Source organism: Streptomyces sp. NPDC028907 (assembly GCF_055564995.1).
Window position 1 is genome coordinate 88,125 of record NZ_JBVHVE010000007.1, and the last position, 22,349, is coordinate 110,473.

Consider the following 22,349-nt stretch of genomic DNA (forward strand, 5'->3'; position numbering starts at 1 on the left):
CGCACCCGATTCGGAGCCGTCGCCAGGGTGGATTGGTCGAATCCCAAGCGTTCTTACGGCCGAACTGAAAAGTTGTTTCATCGAGAGGCGACCCGCGTTTTCGGCCCGCTGATCCGTAACCCCATCCGGAGGTGGGTCCGTTGCGAATGCCTCGCGGGACGAGACGGCCGCGCTGCGGTCTGACTGGAGGGGGAGACGAGTTGGAGGCGGACGAGCTGCTGGTGCTCGTGGCGGGCGGTGATCAGAAGGCGTTCGAGGAGCTGTACGGGCTGGTCTCCGGGCCGGTGTACGGGCTGGTCCGGCGTGTGCTGCGCGACCCCGCCCAGTCCGAGGAGGTGGCCCAGGAAGTGCTGCTCGAACTGTGGCGGTCAGCGGCGAAGTTCGACCCGCATCGGGGCAGCGCCCTGTCGTGGGTCCTCACCCTCGCCCACCGCCGCGCCGTCGACCGGGTCCGCAGCGCCCGCGCGGCCGGTGAACGCGAACAACGCGAGGCCCTGCGCGCGAACCACCCGGCCTTCGACCACGTCGCCGAGGAGGTCGAGGCCGGACTGGAGCGTGAGTGGGTGCGCCGCTGCCTGGACCGGCTCACCGCGCTGCAACGCCAGTCCGTGACCCTCGCCTACTACGACGGCTACACCTACCGTGAGGTCGCCGAGCGGCTCTCGCTGCCGCTGGGCACGGTCAAGACCCGGATGCGCGACGGACTCACCCAGCTGCGCAAGTGCCTGGGAGGTGTCGCATGAGCTTGGTCGGTCGCCTGCTGCGCCGCGAGGACCTGCACTCCCTCGCCGCGCCCTATGCCCTCGACGCCCTGGAACCCGCCGAGCGGCTCCGCTTCGAGAAGCACCTGAAGTCCTGCGACAGCTGTGCCGCCGAGGTGCGGGCCCTGTCCGAGGACGCCGTCCGGCTCGCCTGGTCGACGGCCGCCCCGCCGCCGGCCGCGATGCGCGACCGGGTCCTGGCCGCCGTACGCACGACTCCGCAGGAGTCCGTCGGACGGGAGCCGGCACGCGCGCGTGCCACTCAGCTGCCGCCGCATGTGTGGGGCACCCAGCCGCCGCCGCGCACCCATGCGCCCAGGACGCGCCCTTTGCTCGTGCCGTTCGCCACGGTCACGGCCGCCGCGGCCCTCGTCGTCGCCTCCCTCTTCGCCGTCCAGGCGAACAGGACGCAGGAGCAGCTGGACGCCCAGCAGGCCCGGGCAAGTGAGATCGCTAACGTTCTCGCGGCGCCCGACGCCCGGGCGACCGCCGGCGAGGACGCGCGGGGGCGGACGATCGGAGTGGTCGCCTCCGCATCGGCGGGGCGGGCGATCGTCACTCTGAGCGGATACGGCGAGTTGCCGAGCGGCCGGGTGCACCAGCTCTGGCAGATGCGCCCCGATGTGCAACCACGCTCCCTGGGCCTCTTCGACGGCGACACGCCCTTGATCGCCTCCGGTCTCGACAAGAAAACGACGTCACTGGCTGTGACCGTCGAGCCGGACGGAGGCTCACCGCAACCCACCAGCCAGCCCGTTGTCCAACTCGCCCTGAAATCGGTTGGATTCGGAGAGTAATCAACGATGAGTCGTCAACACCCTTATGGGGAAGGTGAATCCTGTGACCGCGATACACGCGTGCCCCACCGGGGCGATAGGGTTAATCTGCCCGGGCCGGGTGGACTCGTACGGGTGGGGAGTGACATGGATCAGATAACAGTGCGCAGCAGGGCGAGGGTCCCTGCGATCACCTGCGGGAGCAGCGCGACCAGTTCGCGTCTGGACCGCCATCTCTCGGTGCTGGCGGGTCCCGCCGTGCCGCAGGGAGAAGCGGCCGAGGCGACCTCGCTGATGCGTGAGCTGACCAGTCGTGACACCACGCAGCGCAGCGACCAGGGCGCGCGGGTTCGCCGCGTCTCGCTCTTCGCGCCGCTGCGACGGCTCCGCCGCTCGCTCTTCGGCGGACGCTGACCCGTACCCCGGCGACCCTCGACGACCTCGAAGGCCCGCGCCCGGCAGATCACCCCGTACCGGCGCCGTAACACGCTGTCCCCGTCCGTCATCCCCACGGCAGGCAGCGGCGCCACGAAGGGCTCTCCGGGCGCGGGCACATCCCCCACCCCACCCCACCCCCCGCTCATCGGCCCGCGCCCCTTGTATAACAGGTGTGTCACGAGATCGGTCACGCAAGGGAGTTGACGGGCCTTCGTCACACGGTGACGATCACTCGCCGCGCGCGTACCGGCGTACGGCGAGCGGCACGAACACCGCGAGCAGGACCGCGCACCAGGCCAGCGACCCGGCGACGGGATGCGCGACCGGCCAAGCGGCGCCGTCCGGTACGGGCGCGTTGCCGAAGAGGTCCCGCAGGGCCATGGTGACCGCGCTGATCGGATTCCACTCGGCGAGCGTGCGCAGCCAGCCCGGCAGACCCTCCGTCGGGATGTACGCGTTGGACAGCAGCGGCAGGATGAACGTCGCCCCGCCCAGCTGACCGGCGGCCTCCTCGTTCCGGGTCAGCAGCCCGAGGAATATCCCGGCCCACGACGTCGCGAACCGGAACAGCAGCAACAGCCCCACCGCGCCCATGGCTTCGAGCGCCGATCCCTCGATCCGCCACCCCACCGCGAGCCCGACCAGCAGGAACGGCACGGTCCCGGCGGCCGTCACGATCAGATCCGCGGCCGCCTGTCCCAGCGGCACCGCGGCCCGGCTGACCGGCAGCGTCCGGAAGCGGTCCGTCACACCCCGGTGAACGTCCCCGGCGGCCTGGAACATGCCGGTCATCAGCCCGTTGGCCGCGGTCGCCACCAGCAGACCGGGCACCAGGAAGGACCGGTACTCCGCGCCGGGCATCGCGAGGGCGCTGCCGAAGACATAGCCGAAGAACAGCAGCATGGTGATCGGCATGGTCTGCGTCAGGATCAGCAGCCCCGGGTTGTTCCGGATCCGCCGCAACTGGCGGCCCAGCAGCGCGCCGCCGTCGTACGCCAGGGTGCTCATGCGGCACGCTCCTCTTCCTGGGAGACCTGGGTTTCCTGGACCTCCTGCGTGAGCCGCAGGAACACGTCGTCGAGAGTCGGTGGTTCGATGCTCACGTCGAGCAACGGCACGCCCGCGGCGTCGAGTTCGCGCACCAGACGGGGGAGCGTGAGTGTGGCGTCCCGGGTGACCGCGACGACGGCGCGCCGCTCGTGGTCGAACGACGGCTCGGCGCCGGTGAGTTGGTCCAGTACGGCCGCCGCCTTCACCATCACGTCCGGGTCGGTCACGACGACCTCGACATGTGCGCCGATCAACGACTTGAACTGGGCGGGCGAACCCCTGTGCGCGACCCGTCCCCGGTCCACCAAAGCGATGTCGTCGGCGAGTTGATCGGCCTCCTCCAGGTACTGCGTGGTCAGCAGCACCGTCGTGCCGTCGGCGGTCAGCTCCCGCACGGCGTCCCAGATCCGGTTGCGGCTGGCGGGGTCGAGGCCGGTCGTGGGCTCGTCCAGGAACAGCACCTCGGGGCGGCGGACGAGACTGGCCGCGAGGTCCAGGCGGCGTCGCATCCCGCCCGAGTACGTGGAGGCCGGCCGGTCGGCCGCCTCGGTCAGCCCGAAGCGGTCGAGGAGTTCGTCGGCCCGCTCGGCGGGCCCGCGAACCCGGTGCAGCCGGGCGAACAGCCGGAGGTTCTGGCGGCCGGTGAGGTCGCCGTCGACCGACGCGTACTGGCCGGTGACGCCGATGGCGCGGCGCACGGCCGCCGGGTCCCGCAGCAGATCGTGGCCGGCGACCCGGGCCGAGCCGGCGTCCGGGCGCAGCAACGTGGTCAGCAGCCGCACGGCCGTGGTCTTGCCCGCGCCATTGGGGCCGAGGAGGCCGCAGACGGTGCCCTGCGCGACGGCCAGATCGAGTCCGCGCAGGGCGTGGACCTCGCCGAATCGCTTTTCCAGACCTTCACTAAGTACAGCGTACGTAGAAGTCATGGGTCGACCATAGCGCACTACGTACGGTGTACGTAACTAGGATGGTGTGCGAGGTGATGATGGATGGCGGGCAAGGCGGCCGAGCCCGGAGTGATCTGGGCGCGACCCGAGCGGACGGGGCGCGGGCCGAAACCGGCGTTCACCCGTGCCGACATCGCGGCGGCCGCGGTGCGCATCGCCGACGCCGAGGGGCTCGACGCGGTGTCGATGCGACGGGTGGCCGGTGAGCTGGGCTGCGGCACGATGTCGCTGTACAACTACGTGCCCCGCAAGGAGGACCTGTACGAGCTGATGGTGGACGCCGTCGGCGGGGAGCACGAGCTGTGGGAGCCGGGCGGGGACTGGCGGGCGGAGATGCGCCGGGTCGCCCAGCAGACGCGCGAGCTGATGCACCGGCATCCGTGGATGACACGACTGATGTCACCCGTCTACGGCTTCAGCCCGAACGCCCTGCGGTACCTGGAGCACGGCTTGGCCTGCCTGGATCCGCTGGAGGCGCCCTACGGCATGAAGATGCAGCTCCTCGGGATGCTGAACGGCTGTGTGACCTCCTACGTCGCGACCGAACTGGCCGCCGCCGAGCGCACCCGGTCGCTGCCCTGGTCGGCGGAGCAGGAGAACGCGGTGCGGATCGCCTACCTCGGGAGTCAGGTGGCCACGGGGGCGTATCCGAGAATGGCCGCGGCGTTCACGGAGGATCCGGGGCCGATCGATCTCGACGGGGCGTTCGAGCTGATGCTGAACCGGATGCTGGACGCGTTCGCGCCCAGGGACGACCGGATCGACTAGATCAACGCGAACTGGCCTTCCGGGCCTTCCTCGTGGTGGTCCAGCACCGACGCAGGCCTGCGTGCGGACTCGGGGACCGGCAGGACGCCGGCCTCGCGGAGGTCGGTTGCCGTGAGGGGCGACGTCAGCTCCTCCTGCATGGGCCGGAGTTCGGCCAGCAGTGCCAGTACCGTGATCAGCTCCAGCAGCTCCGACGTCCACGCCTGCGGCCAGGTCGTCGGCCGGATCGCCGCCAGGGTGCCCGGCTCGGGCTCCGTGACGCGGGCGGTGAACCACTGCTCCAGGACCTTCACTCCGGCCACCTCGTAGTCCCAGGCCTGCGGCGGGACCGGTGAGATGCGACCCTCGTCCAGCAGCAGGGCCTCCTCGCCGCGGTCGTACTCCAGCGCCAGCGGGCGGGAGGGCAGCGGCGCGCGGACGTACGGGCGACGACCGCCGGGCAGTTTCGGGCGGTCGCCGTTGCGACGCATCAGCCACAGGGCGCGGCGGCCCGACTCCACACCGCGTGCCCACAGTTCCGGGTCGGTGGTGAGGGGGACGGTGAGGTCCGGGCGGGCGGCCGCCAGCGTCCAGGCGAGCAGGTCCAGCGGTTCGACCGGTAGGCCGAGCCGGTCCCGGAGGTGCTCGACGAGGCCCGGTGCCAGGTTCGGCTCCGTGCCGCCCGGGCGGCGGTACAGCGGGCGGACGCGGCCCGGGCGCAGCAACGGGAGCAGGGAGGTCGCGAGCAGGCCGGACTCCGGGGTCTCCAGGACGAAGACCTGGTGCTCGTCCGCCACCCGCCACAGCTCGGGCCGGGCGGCGTCGATCAGACGGTGGTCGGGGATCAGCCACTGCTCGTCGAAGGGGGCGTGCAGGACCCGTACCGGCTCCGGGCAGGGGCCCGAGGCGCGGATCAGCTTCTCCGTGCCGGCGGACCGGCCGGGGAGCTGGCCGACGGCCGAATGCAGTGTGCGGGAGCGCGTCGGCTGCAGCAGGGCCTCCCGGTCCGTGCCCTCGGCCTTCACGAAGGCGTCCCAGCGGGCTTTCAGGGATGCCGCGTCGGGGCCCGTCGGCCACCCCCGGCCGAGCCGCGGCGGTGCGACGGACCACGGCATGAGGTCCGCCAGCGGCGGAGCGTCGTCGTGCGTCACGCTGGGCATCGTACGACCTGGCTTCGGCGCGCGGGTCAGTTGGCTTCCAAGGTCACCGTGAAGGAGAAGCGGTCGCCCCGGTAGTGGATGACCGCCGCGTCCAGCACCCGTCCCTCCGCGTCGTACGTCACGCCCGTGTAGTGCAGGATCGGGCTCAGCAGTGGGACTTGGAGCAGCCGCGCCGTCTCCGGGTCGGCGAGGCGCGCCTCGACCGTGTCCGTGATGCGGCTGATGTCCGCCCCGACCACGTCCCGCAGCACCTTGGTCATCGGCCAGCGGACGAGGTCGTCCAGGTCGATGCGGGCGGCGAGTTCGCGGCGGACGTAGTTGCGGGCGTGGTTGGTCGGCTCGCCCGTCTTGTCGTCGCTGCGCAGCCGGTGGTACGTCGCCACCTCGTCGACGTCCGGGAAGAACTCGGCGACTTCGGCGGGCACGGGCACGGTGCCGTGCTCCAGCAGCTCGGTCACCATGCCGGACTGCTGCGCCACGATCGCGTCCACCGAGCCGAGCAGCCGCACGGGGGCGCCCCGGCGGACGTCCGGCTCGATGAACGTGCCCCGTCGCCGGTGACGCGTGATGAGGCCCTCGTCCTCCAACTCCTTCAGCGCCTGCCGCATCGTCAGCACGCTCACGCCGTAGTGCTCCGCCAACTGCTCCTCGGTGGGCAGCCGCAGCGGGTCCTGCGGACGGCGGCCGAGTATCGAGGCACGCAGCGACTGCGACACCTGGTACCAGAGCGGCAGCTTGCGGTTCAGGACGATCGAGTCAGGGGCGAAGGAGGTCACGGGGCCATCCGTACCGGTAGGGGATCTCTACTGCAACCGAACGACCGTCAAATCGTGCGGAAGTGCCGTTCCATGCCCTCCCAGACGTCGTCGTAACGCTGTTGCAGGTGCTCGGCCCCGGCCGCCTGCGGGGTCAGCGTCACCGGCCAGCGGGTCTCGAACATGAACGCCAGCCCGTCGTCGATCTTCTGCGGCGTCAGCTCCGCGGCGCTCGCCTTGTCGAACGTCTCCCGGTCCGGGCCGTGTGCCGACATCATGTTGTGCAGCGAGCCGCCACCGGGCACGAAGCCTTCCGCCTTCGCGTCGTAGGCGCCCTCGACCAGGCCCATGTACTCGCTCATCACGTTCCGGTGGAAGTACGGCGGCCGGAAGGTGTCCTCGCCCACCAGCCAGCGCGGCGCGAAGACCACGAAGTCGACGCCGGCGAGACCGGGAGTGTCGGACGGGGACGTCAGCACCGTGAAGATCGACGGGTCGGGGTGGTCGTAGGAGATGGTGCCGATCACATTGAAACGGCGCAGGTCATAGACGTACGGCACATGGTTGCCGTGCCAGGCGACCACGTCGAGGGGTGAGTGGTCATAGGTGGCCCTCCAGAGGTTTCCGCAGAACTTGTTGACCACCTCCACCGGCCCCTCGCCCTCCTCGTACGCGGCCACCGGGGCCATGAAGTCCCGGGCGTTGGCGAGGCCGTTGGCGCCGATGGGGCCGAGGTCGGGGAGGTGGAAGGGCGCCCCATAGTTCTCGCACACATAGCCCCGGGCAGAGTCATCCAACAGCTCCACACGGAAGCGCACCCCACGTGGGATCAGCGCCACATGTGCCGGCTCCACATGCAGCAACCCGAACTCCGTGTGCAGCAGCAGCCCGCCGCGCTCCGGCACGATCAGCAGCTCGCCGTCGGCGTCGCTGAAGACGCGGTCCATGGACGCGTTGGCGTGATAGAGGTGCACGGCCATGCCGGTGCGCTGGGTCGCGTCGCCGTTGCCGCCCAGCGTCCACAGGCCGGCTAGGAAGTCGGTGCCGGGGGCCGGTGCGGGCAGGGGGTTCCAGCGCAGTCGGTTCGGATCCGGCACGGACTCGGTGAACGGTGCCGTACGGATCGCGCCGTTGTCGGTGCGTGTGAACGCCGGGTGGGCGGCCGACGGATGGATGCGGTACAGCCAGGAGCGACGGTTGTGGGCCCGCGGCTCGGTGAACGCCGTACCGCTCAGCTGCTCCGCGTAGAGACCCAGCGGGGCGCGCTGGGGTGAGTTGCGACCCTCGGGGAGGGCGCCGGGCACCGCCTCCGAGCTGTGCTCGTTGCCGAAACCGGAGAGGTAGGTCAGCCCTTCCGCGGTCTTCCGCGATTCCCCGCTCATGATCGCTCCTTCGCGTCTTATTCCTATGCTTCACCGTAGGATTGCGGTTTCGCAAGCGCAAGAGATCAGCGGAGCCTCCCCTTCGAGTACGACGAGAACCGGACGCGAACCAGACTTCAGGGGGATCCGGCTGTCGGACCGGTGTTCTAGTCTCCCGGGCATGTCATGGACCCGGTCCCCGCTCGCCGCGCTCGCGGTCTGTGTCCTGCTGCTGACCGGAACCACGGGCTGCGACTCCGATGCCGCTCCGGACCAGGGGCAGGAAGCGGCGTCGCCCTCCCCGGTGGGCAAGGTCCTCGACGAGACCGACGACGAGGGGCGGCACTACCGCGAGGTGGACGAGGACCAGGCGCCCGAGGTCGGCATAGAGGTGCAGCCGGACGCGGACGGCGACGACGGGAGCTGGGACGTGCGGCTGGCCGTTCGCAGGTTCCGCTTCTCGCCCGCCGATGCGGGGGATCGGGTGGTCGCCGGGCGCGGGCTCGCGTACCTCTATGTCGACGGGCGTCTCGTCACCAAGCTGCGCACCCCCGAGTACCGCCTCCCGGCCGGTCTCGTCCCGCGCGGCACGCACCAGCTCACCGTGCGGCTGCACGCCGACGACGGCACGGTGTGGGCCGTGGAGGACGGCCCCGTCCAGAGCACGGCGGACATCACGGCATCGGAGTCCGAGCCGACCCTGACGCCGTCGTCGGAGCCGGAGCCGGAGCGGACCCTGACGCCGTCCCCGTCCGCCGCGGCACTGAGTGTGCCGGGTGCCCGTCTCCGTACTGGGGGTCGATGTTCCCCGGACCGAGCCGGAAAGGCATGATGAAGACCGTGCCCCACCCAGAAACGCTTCGCCGGGCGCCCGTGCAGCGGCGCAGCGCCGAACGGCTCACCCGGATCCTCGATGCCTGCGCCGACCTCCTCGACGAGGTCGGCTACGACGACCTGAGCACCCGGGCCGTCGCCCAGCGGGCCGGCGTCCCCATCGGCTCCGTCTACCGGTTCTTCGGCAACAAGCGCCAGATGGCCGACGCCCTCGCCCAGCGCAACCTCGAGCGCTACACCGCCCGCGTCACCGAACGCCTCAAGGGTGCCGGTGACGGAGGCTGGCGGGTGGCGATGGACGCCGTGCTCGACGAGTACCTCGCCATGAAGCGCACCGCGCCCGGCTTCTCCCTCGTCGACTTCGGCAACCAGATCCCCGTCGGCACCCGCGGCGAACCCAACACCCGCGTCGCCGACCGCCTCACCGACCTGCTCTCCGGCTTCCTCGGCCGCGAACCGGACGACGACCTGCGCCGCAGCTTCCTCATCGCCGTCGAAACCGCCGACACCCTGGTCCACCTCGCCTTCCGGGTGTCCCCGGGCGGTGACGACCGGATCATCGAGGAGGCGCGGGAGATGTTGCGGGCCTATCTGGCGCGAGTGCTGGACTGACGGGGCCGCGCTGGCAGGGCTCCGCCACCGGGACTCCGGCCGGCGGCTCGCGAATTTCCGACCTCATTCCCTGTCGGGACTCCCCTCCGTGCATACCGGTCGGTATGCTCGGCCCTGAATCGCGCGCCACCGCCGCCGCCACTCCGGGAGGACCCGTGTCCCGCACCGCACTGCGCATCTGCCCCCTGTGCGAGGCCACCTGCGGCCTGACCCTCACCATCGAGGGGACCGAGGTCACCAGCGCCCGCGGTGACCGCGACGACGTGTTCAGCAAGGGGTTCATCTGCCCGAAGGGCGCCTCCTTCGGGGCCGTCGACGGCGACCCCGACCGGCTGCGCACCCCGCTCGTGCGCAAGGACGGCGAGCTGCGCGAGGCCACCTGGGAGGAGGCCTTCGACGCCGTCGCCGCCGGGATCCGCCCGGTCGTCGAGCGGTACGGGCCGAACTCGGTGGGCGTCGTCCTCGGCAACCCCAACGTGCACACCATGGCCGGCGCGCTCTACCCGCCGGTCCTGCTCGCCGGCCTCGGCACCCGCAGCGTCTTCACCGCCTCCACGGTCGACCAGATGCCCAAGCACGTCTCCAGCGGACTGCTCTACGGCGACGCCCTCGCGATCCCCGTACCGGACCTGGACCACACCGACCATCTGCTCCTGATCGGGGCGAACCCGCTGGAGTCCAACGGCAGCCTGTGCACCGCCCCCGACTTCCCGGGCAAGCTCAAGGCGCTCAAGGCCCGCGGCGGCACCCTCACCGTCATCGACCCGCGCCGCACCCGCACCGCCAAGCTCGCCGACCGGCACATCGCGATCCGGCCCGGCACGGACGCCCTGCTCCTCGCGGCGATGGCGTACACCCTCTTCGACGAGGGCCTCGTGGATCCGGGCGAACTGGCCCCGTACCTCCAAGGGCTCGACGAAATCCCCGACGCCGTACGGGACTTCACCCCCGAAGCCGTCGCCGAGGCCTGCGACGTGGACGCCGGCACGATCCGCGTCCTCGCCCGCGAACTCGCCGCCGCCCCCACCGCCGCCGTCTACGGCCGTATCGGCAGCTGTACCGTCCCGCACGGCACCCTGGCCAGCTGGCTCGTCGACGTCCTGAACATCCTCACCGGCAACCTCGACCGCCCCGGCGGCGCGCTCTTCCCGCAGGCGGCCACCGACAGAACGCCCCGCCCCGCCGGCCCCGGCCGCGGCTTCGCGCTCGGCCGCTGGCACTCCCGGGTGAGCGAACACCCGGAGGCGAAGGGCGAGTTGCCGCTCTCCGCGCTCGCCGAGGAGATCGACACCGGCACGGACGAGGGCGAGCCGATCCGCGCCCTCGTCGCCGTCGCCGCCAACCCCGTCCTGTCCGCCCCCGACGGCGACCGGCTCGACAAGGCCCTGGGCTCGCTCGACTTCATGGTCAGCGTCGACCCGTACCTCAACGAGACCTCGCGCCACGCCCATGTCGTACTGCCGCCGCCACCGCCCTCGCAGAGCCCGCACCACGACTTCGCCTTCAACACCCTCGCCGTGCGCAACCAGGTCCGCTACACCCGCCCCGCCGTCCCGCTGGAGCCCGGCCGGATGGCCGAGACCGAGATCCTGGCCCGGCTCATCCTCGCCGCGACCGGCATGCACGGCGCCGACCCGTCCGCGGTCGACGACCTGGTCATCGGCCAGACCCTCGGCAAGGCCGTCAAGGAGCCCCACTCTCCGGTCCACGGGCGTGACCCGCACGAACTCGCCGCGCTCCTCACCGGCCTCAGCGGCCCCGAGCGGCGGCTCGACATGATGCTGCGCCTCGGCCCCTACGGCGACGGCTTCGGCGTACGACCGGACGGGCTGACCCTGGAGAAGCTGCTCGCGCACCCGCACGGCATCGACCTCGGGCCGCTCGCGTCCCGGCTGCCGCAGCCGCTGAAGACCGTCAGCGGCAAGGTGGAGCTGCTGCCGCGCCCCATCGCCGACGACCTGCCCCGCCTCAGGGCGGCCCTGCGCGAGCGCGCCGACGGGCTCGTCCTGATCGGCCGCCGCCATCTGCGGTCCAACAACAGCTGGATGCACAACATCCCCGCCCTCACCGGCGGCTCCAACCGCTGCACCCTGCACATCCACCCGGAGGACGCCACACGGCTCGGGGTTCGGGACGGGGCGGACGTACGCCTCAAGGGCGCCGGGGGAGAGGTGACCGCCCCCGCCGAGGTCACCGATGTCGTGCGCCCCGGCGTGGTGAGCCTGCCGCACGGCTGGGGCCACGACCGCCCCGGCACCCGGCTCAGCCACGCCGCCGCCGACCCCGGCGCCAACGTCAACCAGCTCCTCGACGGCAGCCTCCTCGACCCGCTGTCGGGCAACGCGGTGCTCAACGGGGTGCCGATCGAAGTGGTCCCGGTGGCCGAAAAGATCACGCCTCTGACCTGAGCAAAGCTCTGACCTGGAGTTTTGCGCTTATTGCTCGCATGTCAACGTCTTGTTAACGCTGTTTGAACGGACCTAACGTCGTCCCACCGCCGGCCCTGGTGGGTCGTTCAAGGGCGAACGTTAGGTATCCACTCATGCTGACCATCCTTGGCTTCGCCATGATCGCGACCTTCCTGGTCCTGATCATGATGAAGAAGATGTCGCCGATCGCGGCGCTCGTGCTGATTCCGGCACTGTTCTGCGTCTTCGTCGGAAAGGGCGCCAAGCTCGGTGACTACGTCATCGAAGGTGTCACCAGCCTCGCCCCCACCGCGGCGATGCTCATGTTCGCGATCGTCTACTTCGGTGTGATGATCGATGTCGGCCTCTTCGATCCGATCGTCCGGGGCATCCTGAAGTTCGCCAAGGCCGACCCGATGCGGATCGTCGTCGGCACGGCGATCCTCGCCGCGATCGTCTCCCTCGACGGCGACGGCTCGACCACCTTCATGATCACCGTCTCGGCGATGTACCCGCTGTACAAGCGCCTGAAGATGAGCCTGGTCGTGATGACCGGTGTGGCCGCGATGGCCAACGGCGTGATGAACACCCTGCCGTGGGGCGGCCCGACCGCCCGCGCCGCCACCGCGCTGAAGGTGGACGCCAGCGAGATCTTCGTCCCGATGATCCCGGCCCTCGCCGTCGGCCTCCTCGCCGTCATCGTCCTCTCGTACTTCCTCGGTCTGCGCGAGCGCAAGCGGCTCGGCGTGCTCACCCTGGACCAGGTCCTGGTGGAGGAGAAGGTCGAGGAGAAGGAGACCGAGACCGTCCTGGTCGGCGCCGGCTCCGGTGCGGGCGGCACGGGCAAGGACGCGGTCGCCACCGGCGGCTCCGGCTCCGGCACCGACGCCGAGGACGACGACGAGGACGAGAAGAAGCGCTTCCAGGTCCTCGACCCGAACCGGCCCACCCTGCGCCCCAAGCTCTACTGGTTCAACGCGTTGCTCACGGTCGCCCTGCTCACCTGCATGATCATGGAGTGGCTGCCGATCCCGGTGCTGTTCCTGCTCGGCGCCGCGCTCGCGCTCACCGTGAACTTCCCGCACATCCCGGACCAGAAGGCCCGCCTCGCCGCCCACGCCGACAACGTCCTCAACGTCTCCGGCATGGTCTTCGCCGCCGCCGTCTTCACCGGCGTCCTCCAGGGCACCGGCATGGTCGACCACATGGCCAAGTGGATGGTGGACGTCATCCCCGAGGGCATGGGCCCGCACATGGCCCTGGTCACCGGCATCCTGAGCCTCCCGCTCACCTACTTCATGTCGAACGACGGCTTCTACTTCGGCGTCCTCCCCGTCCTCGCCGAGGCCGGCGCCGCGCACGGCGTCACCCCGCTGGAGATGGCCCGCGCCTCCCTGGTCGGCCAGCCGCTGCACATGTCGAGCCCGCTGGTCCCGGCCGTGTACGTCCTGGTCGGCATGGCCAAGGTGGAGTTCGGCGATCACACCAAGTTCGTCGTGAAGTGGGCCGCCCTCACATGCCTCGTCATCCTCGGGGCAGGGCTGCTCTTCGGAATCATCTGACCTTTCGACGGAGGATCTCCCTATGGCGCCCGGTGGGAACCGCGGCTGGCTGCTCCGCCTCGTCATCGCCTTCAGCTTCGCGCAGGGGGCGGTGTCGATGGCCCGGCCCGCCGTCTCCTACCGGGCGCTGGCGTTGGGCGCGGACGAGCGCGCGATCGGCGTGATCGCGGGCGTCTACGCCCTGCTCCCGCTCTTCGTCGCCGTCCCGCTGGGCCGCCGCACCGACCACGGGCGCTGTGCCCCGTTGCTGCCCGTAGGCGTCGTGCTGATATCCGGGGGCTGCGCGCTGAGCGGCCTCGCGGACTCGCTGTGGGCGATGGCGGTCTGGAGCGGCGTCATGGGCCTCGGCCACCTCTGCTTCGTGATCGGCGCCCAGTCCCTCGTCGCCCGCCAGTCCGCCCCGCACGAACAGGACCGCAACTTCGGCCACTTCACCATCGGCGCCTCGCTCGGCCAGCTGGTCGGCCCGATCGCCGCCGGCGGGCTGATCGGGGGCCGGGACATGGCGGGGACGAGCGCGGTCGCCCTGCTGGTGGCGGGCGCGGGCGGCGCGGTCGCGCTGACCTCGCTGTGGCGCATAGAGCGCCGTACGACGGCCGAGTCCCGCAAGGAACGGGCCGACCGCGTCCCCGTGCAGCGCATCCTGCGCGCCCGGGGGGTGCCCGCCGGCATCTTCATCAGCCTCGCCGTGCTCTCCGCGACCGACATCCTCACCGCCTACCTCCCGGTGGTCGGCGAGCACCGCGGGATCGCGCCGTCCGTGATCGGCCTGCTGCTCAGCCTGCGCGCGGCGGCCACCATCGCCTGCCGGCTGGTCCTGACGCCCCTGCTGAGGCTGCTCGGCCGGACCCTGCTGCTGACCGTGACCTGTCTGCTGGCGGCCCTGCTCTGTGCGGGGATCGCGCTTCCGGTGCCGGTGTGGGCGCTGGCCCTGATGCTGGCGGTGCTCGGCTTCTGCCTCGGCGTCGGCCAGCCGCTGTCCATGACGACGGTCGTCCAGGCGGCCCCCGACGGCGCCCGCTCCACCGCCCTCGCCCTGCGGCTGACCGGCAACCGGCTCGGGCAGGTCGCGGCGCCGGCCTCGGCGGGCCTGATCGCGGGGCTCGCGGGGGTGGCGGCGCCGTTCGTGATGCTCGGGGCGCTGTTGCTGCTGTCGGCGGGGACGGCGCTGCGGGCGCCGGCGAATGCGGCGGGGGAGTCGAAGAACCCCGGCGAGCGCGGTGAGCGGGGCTGGTCCAGGTCGCGGCTACGGCGAAAGAGTGGAATTTAGCGGAGCGTAGGGCGCTGCGCCCGCGATTCGACGTGCGCATGTGAAAGAGAGTCAGACAAAGCGCGATTTGTACGAAAATCGTCTGACTCGGAGGATTCGCATGCCCACCACGCCTCTTCAACGCCGCGCCGGAATGCGCATCGCCGCCGTCACGGCGCTGACCGCCGCGCTGACCCCGCTCTCCGGCCTGCCGACGGCGGGCGCCGCGCCGATGGCCCCCGGGGACAACGGCACGCTCAAGATCCACACGGCGCCGTGGGACGGGGTCGCACGCACGCCGTACGGTGACGCGATCGACGAGCCGAGGGTCTGCCGCTTCTACCTCGACGCCGCCAACTTCGAGACCATCACGGCCGTCAACTGGAACATCAGGACTCAGCCCGAGGTTCCGAGCGGCGCCACGCTCCGCGGGACCCTCAATCTCGCGGGCGGCATCGGCCACACCGAGGACCTGAACCTGCCCGACGGGCAGTACCGGCTCGCCTGGTCGTTCACGGGCATGACCGGTGCCGAGCGGGAGAAGACGTTCACGGTCGACTGCCGGGCCTCGATGTCGACGCCTTCACCCGGTCCGCAGGGCGGTCCGCCCGCCGGGGGCGGCGGTATCGCGCGCGATGAGGCGTTCACCACGGTCGCCGGCGCGGGTGCCGTGGGCCTGGCCGCGGTGGGCGGGGTGGTGTGGTTCCGGCTCCGTCGTCGCTCGCATGGCGCGTAGGAGGCGGCGAAGGCCCTGGTACCGGAGGCGCGCCTACCGCCTGGCGAGGACGGCCGTACTGGCCGTTCTGCTGGTGGTGGTCGGCATCCGGATGAGCGAGCGGAGGGAGCCGCCCGCCGGAGCGGTCGTGTCGGCTCCCGGCTCCCCCGAAGCCTCCGATGTCCGTGCCGGCGTCACCGCGTCCGGTGACGCCGGCACGGACGCCCGCGCGGAGGGCACCGGTCCCGGTGCCGCCGCCGACGCCCGCCCCGGAACCGGGGCCCGGCCCGACGCCGCGGCAGCCACCGGACGCGAGGCGGTGACCCCGACCCCGACCCCCTCGCCCTCCCGCCCGGCCCCCTCGGGCAAGGCCCGCAAGCGCGCGGCGCCGCCTCGCACCCTGCCCCGCTCCCGTGCGACCCGACTGGTCATCCCCTTCGTCGGCATCGACGCGCCGCTCATCGACCTCCGCCTCGACAGTGAGCGGCGCCTGCCCGCGCCCCCGGAGGACGAGCCGGACGTGGCCGGCTGGTACGCGGACGGGCCGTCACCCGGCGAGCAGGGCACCGCCATCGCCGTGGGTCACCTCGACACCAACACCGGCCCCGCCGTCTTCGGCGGCCTCGGTGAACTCAAGCGCGGCAAACGCGTCGAGGTCCGCCGCGCCGACGGACGCACCGCCGTCTACTCGGTCGACGTCATCAAGTCGTACGACAAGGACAAGTTCCCCAACGATGAGGTGTACGGCGCCCGCAAGCGCCCGGAGCTGCGGCTGATCACCTGTGGCGGCAACTACGACCGCAAGACCGGGTACTCCGGCAACGTCGTCGTCTTCGCCCATCTCATCGCGACCCGCGAGCCGTCCAAGGCGGCCGAAAAGCGCTGAACGCGATCGTCCGCTTTCTCACTTGCCGGACCGGCATGCCCGATCCCGCCCATTGTCTTCCCTCGGCCGCACACATTCCGTTAACTTCCGTGACTCACACGCCCCGTACGACCCGCACGAGGCGTTCGACCGCGGAGCAAATGAGCCCTCGGGGGCAGCCGTCATGACACGCGCCATATCCCTGCACGACGTGAGCAAGGCATACCTGCGAGGCGTCCGCGTCGTGGACCGCTTCTCGCTGGACATCGAACCCGGCGAGTTCCTCGTCCTCCTCGGGCCCTCCGGCTGCGGCAAGTCCACCGTGCTCAGAATGATCGCCGGCCTCGAGGACATCGACGAGGGCGAGCTGCTGCTGGACGGCGAGTACGCCAACGACCTGCTGCCCGCCGCACGGCGGATGGCGATGGTCTTCCAGAACTTCGCCCTCTACCCGAACATGACCACCCGCGACAACATCGGCTTCCCGCTGCGCATCGAGGCACCCGGCGCGGACCCGCGCCCGCGCGTGGACACCACCGCCCGCATGCTGGGCATCGAGGACCTCCTCGACCGCTTCCCGGCCCAGCTCTCCGGCGGCGAACGCCAGCGCGTCGCCATGGGCCGGGCCATCGCCCGCCACCCCACCGCGTTCCTGATGGACGAGCCGCTGTCCAACCTCGATGCCAAGCTCCGGGGCCACCTGCGCGCCGAGATCTCCGCCCTCACCCGCGAGCTGGGCGTCACCACGGTGTACGTCACCCACGACCAGGCCGAGGCGATGTCCCTCGGCGACCGGGTCGCCGTCATGCGCGGCGGCGTCCTCCAGCAGGTCGGCACCCCCCGCTCGGTCTACGCGCTGCCCCGCAACGTCTTCGCCGCCGCCTTCATCGGCACCCCGCGCATCAACCTGCTGCGCGGTGTCGTACGGGCCCCGCTGGACGGCGCGATGACCATCAGCCTCGGCAAGCAGTACCTCCGGCTGCCCGAACCGCTCACCCTGGACCACCAGTTGCTCCGCGTCCAGCAGGGCCGCGAGGTCATCGTGGGCCTGCGCTCGGAGGCGGTCCGGATCGCCGCGCCCACCTCCGCCCGCCCGGGGGAGGTGCACATCACGGGCCTGGTCGAGCATGTGGAGTTCCAGGGCCACGAGGTCCTCGTCCACTTCAACACCGGCTCGCGCCCCGCCGTCGTACCCGACCTGGAGGCCCCGCGCCCGGTTCCCCCGGCCCGGCGCCGCCGCCGTGACACCGGCACCGTGCTGGAGCGGCTCCGCACCCGGGCGGGCGCCCTGCGTGCCGGGCCCGTGGTGACGCTGGAGCATCCGGCTGACGCCGCCCCGGACCCGGCGCCCCCCGAGGGCCGCCTTCCCGGCGACCTGATCGTCCGCACCACCCCCGACTTCGACCTCCGGAGCGGCATGCAGGTGCCGCTCCTCGTCGACATCGCCCACCTGTTCGTCTTCGACCACCACGGCGAGCGGATCTGCCCGGATCCGGCTCGGCTGCCCGATCTGGAGGAGTGAAATCCGCGCGGTATGGCTAGTTATGTGCCATGAACGTGCACTTCACCCGAACTCGGGCCGTCCTCACCTCCGTTGGCCTCCTGCTCGCGGTCGCCGCGCCGACCGCGTACGCCACCCTCGACGACGCGGACACACCAGCCCCCGCCGAGCCGCGGCGCGGACAGCCGTACGTCGAGACCCAGCTCTTCTTCGGCACCGCACGCCCCGACGGCGGTCCGGCCGTCACCGACCGGCAGTTCATGGCCTTCGTCGACAAGGAGGTCACGCCGGAGTTCCCGGACGGGCTCACGATCCAGTCCGGGCGCGGACAGTGGCGGGACGCGAGCGGGACGATCGAGAAGGAGCGGTCGTACGAACTGATCCTGCTCTACCCGCGGACGGAGGCGGACAGCAGCGACCGCAGGATCGAGGAGATCCGCCGGGCCTACGAGAAGGCCTTCGGCCAGGAGGCCGTGGCGAGGGTGGACGACGAGGCGCGCGTCGACTTCTGATGTCATAGGACGTCTGGCGCACAAAAACTATCGCCGCTAGTTTATGTGTCGGACGTCCAGAGGGCCCGCCCGGGAGGAAACGCGATGAAGGCACACGACGGCATGTACATCGACGGCGCCTGGCGCCCCGCCGCGGGCCGGGATGTGATCGAGGTGGTGAACCCGGCCGACGAGCAGGTCGTCGCCCGGGTCCCGGCCGGCACCGCGGCCGATGTCGACACCGCCGTACGGGCCGCCCGCGCCGCCCTCCCGGCCTGGGCCGCCACCCCGCCCGCCGAGCGCTCCGCCCGGCTCACCGCGCTGCGCGACCTCCTCGACGCCCGCAAGGACGAGATCGCCGAGACGGTCACCGCCGAGCTCGGCGCGCCCCTGAAGTTCTCCCAGGCGGTCCACGCGTCCGTGCCGATCGCGGTGGCGGGCTCGTACGCCGAGCTGGCGGCGACGTACGCCTTCGAGGAGAAGGTCGGCAACTCGACCGTGTACCACGAGCCCATTGGCGTGGTCGGCGCGATCACGCCCTGGAACTACCCGCTGCACCAGATCGTCGCCAAGGTCGCCCCGGCGCTCGCGGCCGGCTGCACGGTGGTGGTGAAGCCCGCCGAGGACACCCCGCTGGTCGCCCAGCTCTTCGCCGAGGCGGTCCACGAGGCCGGCGTCCCCGCGGGCGTCTTCAACCTGGTCACCGGCCGCGGCCCGGTCGCCGGCCAGGCGCTCGCCGAGCACCCCGGCGTCGACCTGGTCTCCTTCACCGGCTCCACGGCCGTCGGCCGGCAGATCGGCGCGGTGGCCGGCGCGGCGATCAAGAAGGTCGCCCTGGAGCTGGGCGGCAAGTCCGCCAACGTCATCCTGCCGAGCGCCGACCTCGCCACGGCGGTCAACGTCGGCGTCGCCAACGTCATGTCCAACTCCGGGCAGACATGCAGCGCCTGGACACGCATGCTGGTGCACCGGGACCAGTACGACGAGGCCGTCCGGCTGGCCACGGCCGCCGCCGCGAAGTACGGCGAGCGCATCGGCCCGGTCGTCAATGCCAAGCAGCAGGAACGGGTGCTCGGCTACATCGAGAAGGGCGTGGTCGAAGGGGCGCGCGTGGCCGCGGGCGGCCCCGAGGCCCCGCGCGAGCTGGGCTACTACGTCAGCCCGACCGTCCTCGCCGACGTGACGCCCGACATGACCGTCGCCCAGGAGGAGATCTTCGGTCCGGTCCTGTCGATCCTGCGCTACGAGGACGAGGACGACGCCCTGCGCATCGCCAACGGCACCGTCTACGGCCTCGCGGGCGCCGTCTGGGCGGGCGAGGAAGCGGAGGCGGTGGCCTTCGCGCGCCGGATGGACACCGGGCAGGTCGACATCAACGGCGGCCGCTTCAACCCGCTGGCCCCCTTCGGCGGCTACAAGCAGTCGGGTGTGGGCCGCGAACTCGGCGCACACGGCCTGGCCGAGTACCTCCAGACCAAGTCCCTCCAGTTCTGAGCCAGTCCAAGGGAGCTTCCCCCATGGCCGTCCGTGCCGCCGTCCTGCCCGCCATCGGTGCCCCGCTGGAGGTCACCGAGATCGACCTGCCCGACCCCGGACCCGGCCAGGTCCGAGTCCGCCTCGCCGCCGCCGGCGTCTGCCACTCCGACCTGTCCCTGTCCAACGGCACCATGCGCGTCCCCGTGCCCGCGGTCCTGGGCCACGAGGGCGCGGGCACGGTCGTAGCCGTGGGCGAGGGCGTCACCGACCTCGCGCCCGGCGACGGTGTCGTCCTCAACTGGGCCCCGTCCTGCGGCAGTTGCCACGCCTGTGGGCTCGGCGAGGTCTGGCTGTGCGCCAACGCGCTGAACGGCGCCGCCGACGTCTACGCCCGCACCGCCGACGGCACCGACCTCCACCCCGGCCTGAACGTCGCCGCGTTCGCCGAGGAGACGGTCGTCTCCGCCGGCTGCCTCCTGCCGCTCCCGGACGGCATCCCGCTCACCGACGCCGCCCTGCTGGGCTGTGCCGTCCTGACCGGCTACGGCGCCGTGCACCACTCAGCGCGGGTCCAGCCGGGGGAGACGGTCGCGGTGTTCGGCGTCGGCGGGGTCGGCCTGGCCGCCCTCCAGTCGGCCCGGATCGCCGGCGCTGCGAAGATCGTCGCGGTCGACGTGTCCCCGGAGAAGGAGGAGCTGGCCCGCGCGGCCGGCGCCACCGACTACGTGATCGCATCCGAGAACACGGCCCGCGAGATCCGTGGTCTCACCGGCAAGCAGGGCGTGGACGTGGCCGTCGAGTGCGTGGGCCGGGCGACCACGATCCGTACGGCCTGGGACTCCACCCGCCGCGGCGGCCGCACCACCGTGGTCGGCATCGGTGGCAAGGACCAGCAGGTCACCTTCAACGCCCTGGAGATCTTCCACTGGGGCCGCACCCTCTCCGGCTGTGTCTACGGCAACTCCGACCCGGCCCGCGACCTGCCCGTCCTCGCCGAGCACATCCGCGCCGGACGCCTGGACCTCGGCGCGCTGGTGACGGAACGGATCGCCCTGGAGGGCATCCCTGCGGCGTTCGAGAACATGCTCGCGGGGAAGGGCGGCAGGGCCCTGGTGGTGTTCTAGCCCGGCCCGCCGAGCGCGCCCCGGTCTCCGTGGGAGGCCGGGGCCCCAGGCGTGCCCTGACCCCGTTCTCCGTGCCATGTACAGGCAAAAACTGCTGCTGTGCGACCCGTTGACGTCCATACCGTCCGGTCAGTACGTTCCGGGAACCCGAGCCACCCCCCGTTCCGTCCCCCGCACCCCCGGAGTGTGCACGCATGGACACGGCACCTTCCGCTCAACCGCTCACCACCCCCGCTCCCGCCGACGGCAATCGCCGCCGGGTAGCCACCGCGGCCGCTCTCGCGTCCGCCGTGGAGTGGTACGACTACTTCGTCTTCGGTATCGCCGCCGCCCTGGTACTCGGCGACCTGTACTTCCCGGCCGGCAGCCCCACGGCCGGAGTGCTCGCCTCCTTCGCCACCTTCGCCGTCGGCTTCCTCGCCCGCCCCCTCGGCGGCATCGTCGCCGGCCAGCTCGGCGACAAGCGCGGCCGCAAGCCCATGCTGGTCCTCGCGCTCACCCTGATGGGCCTCGCCACCACCGGCATCGGCCTGCTCCCGACCTACGACACGATCGGCGTCGCCGCCCCGATCCTGCTGGTCCTCTTCCGGGTGCTCCAGGGCATCGCCGTGGGCGCCCAGTGGGGCGGCGCGATGCTGATGGCCACCGAGTACGCCCCCGAGGGCAAGCGCGGCATCTACGGCAGCTTCGTCCAGCTCGGCGTCCCCATCGGCGTGGTGACCGCCAACACGGTGTTCCTGCTCGCCGGGGCGTTCACGACCGACGCGGAGTTCGCGGCCTGGGCCTGGCGCGTGCCGTTCCTCGTCGGCCTGTTCGTCCTCGCGCTCGCCTGGTACATCCACACCCGCGTCGAGGAGACCCCCGAATTCCGGGAGGCGGAGAAGAAGCTCGCCGAGAAGGAGAAGGGCGAGCAGTCCTCACCGCTGCGCACGATCCTGCGCGGCCACCTCGGCACGGTCCTCCTCGCCGGTGGCTCCTTCGCCGTGAACACCGCGACCTTCTACATCATCATCACCGGCGTGCTCGACTACACGACCCGCGAACTCGGCATGAAGAAGAGCGCCGTCCTCACCGTCTCGCTCTGCATCAGCCTCACCCAGCTGGTGCTGATCCCGGCCGCCGCCGCGCTCTCGGACAAGATCGGCCGCATCCGTATCTACGCGATCGGCGCGGCCGGCATCGGCCTGTGGGCGGTACCGCTGTTCCTGCTGATCGACACCGGTTCGCTGCTGTGGCTGGCGGTCGGCACGTTCGTCGCCAGCTGCTTCCTCAGCATCATGTACGGCCCCCAGGCGGCCCTGTTCGCCGAGCTGTTCACGCCCGAGATGCGCTACACGGGAGCCTCCCTCGGCTACCAGATCGCGGCCGTGCTCGGCGGCGGTCTCGCGCCGTTCATGATGGTGCTGCTGCTGGAGGCCACCGGCACCTCAATGGCGGTCTCCGGCTACATCATCGGGCTCTCGGTGATCGCCCTGCTGTCCATCAAGGTCCTCGCGGACCGGGCGCGTGCCCGCTGA

At 71.5% G+C, this 22,349-nt stretch carries 21 protein-coding genes; 16 read left to right on the forward strand and 5 right to left on the reverse strand.

Annotation, left to right across the window (positions count from 1 at the left end; genetic code table 11):
- Nucleotides 1–200: 200 nt before the first annotated feature.
- The 3 genes from ACZ4UU_RS22490 (at nucleotide 201) to ACZ4UU_RS22500 (ending at nucleotide 1,951) form a co-directional block, all read left to right on the forward strand.
- A complete protein-coding gene (locus ACZ4UU_RS22490) occupies nucleotides 201–743 on the forward strand; it encodes a sigma-70 family RNA polymerase sigma factor (protein WP_471905173.1) in 543 nt (180 codons plus the stop codon).
- On the forward strand, nucleotides 740–1,558 hold the full coding sequence (locus ACZ4UU_RS22495) for an anti-sigma factor (protein ID WP_471905174.1): 819 nt from the start codon (nucleotides 740–742) through the stop codon (nucleotides 1,556–1,558). Before ACZ4UU_RS22490 ends, ACZ4UU_RS22495 begins: the two co-directional genes overlap by 4 nt.
- Nucleotides 1,559–1,684: 126 nt before the next feature.
- Nucleotides 1,685–1,951, forward strand: coding sequence for a hypothetical protein (locus ACZ4UU_RS22500; protein WP_471905175.1), 267 nt, complete (start codon nucleotides 1,685–1,687; stop codon nucleotides 1,949–1,951).
- A gap of 252 nt (nucleotides 1,952–2,203) precedes the next feature.
- On the opposite strand, the gene ACZ4UU_RS22505 is transcribed toward ACZ4UU_RS22500, so the two are convergent.
- Nucleotides 2,204–2,983 carry an ABC transporter permease gene (locus tag ACZ4UU_RS22505; RefSeq protein WP_471905176.1) on the reverse strand — a complete coding sequence of 260 codons (780 nt, stop codon included), beginning with the start codon at nucleotides 2,981–2,983 and terminating at the stop codon, nucleotides 2,204–2,206.
- Nucleotides 2,980–3,951, reverse strand: coding sequence for an ATP-binding cassette domain-containing protein (locus ACZ4UU_RS22510; protein ID WP_471905177.1), 972 nt, complete (start codon nucleotides 3,949–3,951; stop codon nucleotides 2,980–2,982). Before ACZ4UU_RS22510 ends, ACZ4UU_RS22505 begins: the two co-directional genes overlap by 4 nt.
- A 63-nt stretch (nucleotides 3,952–4,014) precedes the next feature.
- On the opposite strand from ACZ4UU_RS22510, the gene ACZ4UU_RS22515 reads away from it, so the two are divergent.
- Nucleotides 4,015–4,740: a TetR/AcrR family transcriptional regulator C-terminal domain-containing protein gene (locus ACZ4UU_RS22515; RefSeq protein WP_471905178.1), complete on the forward strand. Its 726-nt coding sequence runs from the start codon at nucleotides 4,015–4,017 to the stop codon at nucleotides 4,738–4,740.
- On the opposite strand, the gene ACZ4UU_RS22520 is transcribed toward ACZ4UU_RS22515, so the two are convergent.
- Genes ACZ4UU_RS22520 through hmgA form a run of 3 tightly spaced genes read right to left on the reverse strand, consistent with a single transcriptional unit; the run spans nucleotide 4,737 to nucleotide 8,016 of the window.
- The gene (locus ACZ4UU_RS22520) at nucleotides 4,737–5,879 is read right to left on the reverse strand and encodes a type ISP restriction/modification enzyme (protein WP_471905179.1); all 1,143 of its coding nucleotides are present in this window, start codon (nucleotides 5,877–5,879) and stop codon (nucleotides 4,737–4,739) included. The two genes, ACZ4UU_RS22515 and ACZ4UU_RS22520, sit on opposite strands and share 4 nt — an antisense overlap.
- A 26-nt stretch (nucleotides 5,880–5,905) precedes the next feature.
- The gene (locus ACZ4UU_RS22525; protein ID WP_471905180.1) at nucleotides 5,906–6,655 is read right to left on the reverse strand and encodes a GntR family transcriptional regulator; all 750 of its coding nucleotides are present in this window, start codon (nucleotides 6,653–6,655) and stop codon (nucleotides 5,906–5,908) included.
- A gap of 47 nt (nucleotides 6,656–6,702) precedes the next feature.
- Nucleotides 6,703–8,016: a homogentisate 1,2-dioxygenase gene (gene hmgA / locus ACZ4UU_RS22530; RefSeq protein WP_471905181.1), complete on the reverse strand. Its 1,314-nt coding sequence runs from the start codon at nucleotides 8,014–8,016 to the stop codon at nucleotides 6,703–6,705.
- A 160-nt stretch (nucleotides 8,017–8,176) separates the two neighbouring features.
- Here hmgA and ACZ4UU_RS22535 point away from each other — a divergent pair, with 160 nt between their 5' ends.
- The 12 genes from ACZ4UU_RS22535 (at nucleotide 8,177) to ACZ4UU_RS22590 (ending at nucleotide 22,349) form a co-directional block, all read left to right on the forward strand.
- Nucleotides 8,177–8,827: a hypothetical protein gene (locus ACZ4UU_RS22535; protein WP_471905182.1), complete on the forward strand. Its 651-nt coding sequence runs from the start codon at nucleotides 8,177–8,179 to the stop codon at nucleotides 8,825–8,827.
- Nucleotides 8,827–9,441: a TetR/AcrR family transcriptional regulator gene (locus ACZ4UU_RS22540; protein WP_471905483.1), complete on the forward strand. Its 615-nt coding sequence runs from the start codon at nucleotides 8,827–8,829 to the stop codon at nucleotides 9,439–9,441. Before ACZ4UU_RS22535 ends, ACZ4UU_RS22540 begins: the two co-directional genes overlap by 1 nt.
- A 155-nt stretch (nucleotides 9,442–9,596) precedes the next feature.
- Nucleotides 9,597–11,849, forward strand: coding sequence for a molybdopterin oxidoreductase family protein (locus tag ACZ4UU_RS22545; protein WP_471905183.1), 2,253 nt, complete (start codon nucleotides 9,597–9,599; stop codon nucleotides 11,847–11,849).
- A gap of 134 nt (nucleotides 11,850–11,983) precedes the next feature.
- Nucleotides 11,984–13,411 carry a CitMHS family transporter gene (locus ACZ4UU_RS22550; protein WP_471905184.1) on the forward strand — a complete coding sequence of 476 codons (1,428 nt, stop codon included), beginning with the start codon at nucleotides 11,984–11,986 and terminating at the stop codon, nucleotides 13,409–13,411.
- Between the two features lie 22 nt (nucleotides 13,412–13,433).
- Nucleotides 13,434–14,681 (forward strand): MFS transporter, encoded by a 1,248-nt coding sequence (locus ACZ4UU_RS22555; protein ID WP_471905185.1) that lies wholly within the window; start codon nucleotides 13,434–13,436, stop codon nucleotides 14,679–14,681.
- Between the two features lie 100 nt (nucleotides 14,682–14,781).
- Nucleotides 14,782–15,396, forward strand: coding sequence for a hypothetical protein (locus ACZ4UU_RS22560; RefSeq protein ID WP_471905186.1), 615 nt, complete (start codon nucleotides 14,782–14,784; stop codon nucleotides 15,394–15,396).
- Nucleotides 15,386–16,261, forward strand: coding sequence for a class F sortase (locus ACZ4UU_RS22565; RefSeq protein WP_471905187.1), 876 nt, complete (start codon nucleotides 15,386–15,388; stop codon nucleotides 16,259–16,261). Before ACZ4UU_RS22560 ends, ACZ4UU_RS22565 begins: the two co-directional genes overlap by 11 nt.
- Nucleotides 16,262–16,424: 163 nt before the next feature.
- Nucleotides 16,425–17,762 carry an ABC transporter ATP-binding protein gene (locus tag ACZ4UU_RS22570; protein WP_471905188.1) on the forward strand — a complete coding sequence of 446 codons (1,338 nt, stop codon included), beginning with the start codon at nucleotides 16,425–16,427 and terminating at the stop codon, nucleotides 17,760–17,762.
- A 29-nt stretch (nucleotides 17,763–17,791) separates the two neighbouring features.
- Nucleotides 17,792–18,253 carry a DUF3574 domain-containing protein gene (locus tag ACZ4UU_RS22575; RefSeq protein WP_471905189.1) on the forward strand — a complete coding sequence of 154 codons (462 nt, stop codon included), beginning with the start codon at nucleotides 17,792–17,794 and terminating at the stop codon, nucleotides 18,251–18,253.
- Between the two features lie 84 nt (nucleotides 18,254–18,337).
- A complete protein-coding gene (locus ACZ4UU_RS22580; RefSeq protein ID WP_471905190.1) occupies nucleotides 18,338–19,726 on the forward strand; it encodes an aldehyde dehydrogenase family protein in 1,389 nt (462 codons plus the stop codon).
- A gap of 23 nt (nucleotides 19,727–19,749) precedes the next feature.
- On the forward strand, nucleotides 19,750–20,832 hold the full coding sequence (locus ACZ4UU_RS22585) for a Zn-dependent alcohol dehydrogenase (RefSeq protein WP_471905191.1): 1,083 nt from the start codon (nucleotides 19,750–19,752) through the stop codon (nucleotides 20,830–20,832).
- Nucleotides 20,833–21,026: 194 nt separating this feature from the next.
- On the forward strand, nucleotides 21,027–22,349 hold the full coding sequence (locus tag ACZ4UU_RS22590; RefSeq protein ID WP_471905192.1) for an MFS transporter: 1,323 nt from the start codon (nucleotides 21,027–21,029) through the stop codon (nucleotides 22,347–22,349).